1 protein-coding gene and 1 pseudogene are annotated in these 1,483 nt (G+C 72.5%); both read left to right on the top strand.

The features are described from left to right. Window positions 1-908 (top strand): MFS transporter (locus tag AC27KI_RS24635; RefSeq protein WP_487116393.1); only part of this gene is annotated, 908 nt, incomplete at its 5' end. Between the two features lie 164 nt (window positions 909-1,072). Then, a pseudogene (locus tag AC27KI_RS24630) lies at window positions 1,073-1,483 on the top strand (methyl-accepting chemotaxis protein); the annotation flags it as partial.

Here is a 1,483-nt window from a genome sequence, read left to right as displayed (position 1 = left end):
CGCTCACGCTCGGGCTGGCGCGCAGCGCCGGCCTGCGCCACCAGACCGGCCGCAACGAGGCCTACAGCCACGCCGGCAACATCGTGTCCGCGCTGGGGGCCGCGGCCTTCGCACACTGGATGGGCGCGCCCTGGATGCTCGTCGTCATGACCGCCATGGCCGTGGGTGCGCTGGCCTGCCTGCGGGCGATCCGGCCCGGCGACATCGACCATGTGGCCGCGCGCGGCGCCGAAGCCGACAGTGCCAAGCCTGCCCCCTCCTCCCATCCCGAAGCCGTGGCACCCGAAGGTTTTCGCGCGTTTCTGGGCCACCGCGCGCTGTGGTGCTTCGGGCTGGCCTGCGCGCTCTTTCATCTGGGCAATGCGTCCATGCTGCCGCTGCTGAACCAGCGGCTCGCCGCCACGGTGCCCGACTCGTCCCCGCTGCTGTGGACGGGCGTCGCCATCGTGGTCGCCCAACTCACCATGGTGCCGGTGGCCCTGTGGGTGTCGCGCAGCCGGCGGTGGGACCTGCAGGTGTTCGTCTACATCGCCATCCTGGCGCTCCCGGTGCGGGGCGTCATCGCCTGGGCCATCCCCGATGCCTGGGCCAACATCCCGGTGCAGGTGCTCGACGGCCTGGCGGCCGGCGCGCTGGGCGTGGCCACGCCACTGATGGTGGAACGGTACGTGCGCGGCAGCGGCCGCTACAACACCGCGCTGGGGCTGGTGATGACGCTGCAAGGCGTGGGCGCCGCGCTGAGCCCCGCTGTTGCCAACAGCGTGGTCGGGGCGCAGGGGCATTTCGGCCTCGCGTTCGCCGTGCTGGCGGGCTGCGCGGTGCTGGCCCTGCCGGTCTTCTGGCTGGCACAGCGGACTGCGGGCCGCCGCGGCGCGGCAACCGCACCGCCGCCGCCCTTGCCGGCCTGAGCGGGAAGGCCCCTCCCACGCCGTTCCGATTGACGCCTGCGGGCCTGCTGCGTTACAACATGTTTCCTGCCGCGTCCCGATGGCTGATACCGATTCTCCGGTGCAACCCCTGCGTTGCCTGCCCCCGCGGCCTGTCCCAACCGAAACTGCAGGGAGCACTCCGCATGGCACGACGCGACGGCATCCACGACATCTCCATGGGCGCGCACGACGCCCTGCATGCGATCGGCCGCCGGGCTGACGCCCTGTTGCTGGGCATCGTCGCCCTGGGCGGGGCCGTCGCCCTCTGGATCGGCGTGGTGCACGGCCGGCCCGGCACCGCCGCGCTGTGGGGCCTGGGGCTGACGGGCCTGGCCGCCCTGGCCTACCTGCTGGCACGCGGCACGCTGCTCAGCCGGCTGGCCATGGTGGTGGCCGGCATGGGCATGGTGGCGCTGCACATCCAGCTCAGCCTGGGCGCCACCGAAATGCACTTCGGCGTGTTCGTGTTCCTGGCCTTCCTGCTGGCCTACCGCGACTGGCGGCCCATCCTCTTCGCGGCGGGGCTGATCGCCGTGCACCACATCGCGTTCGAC

The sequence above is a fragment of the Acidovorax sp. KPB24-03 genome, from assembly GCF_057546605.1.
The sequence above is the reverse complement of the archived record's forward strand: the minus strand, read 5'-3'. Positions and strand labels throughout refer to the sequence as shown.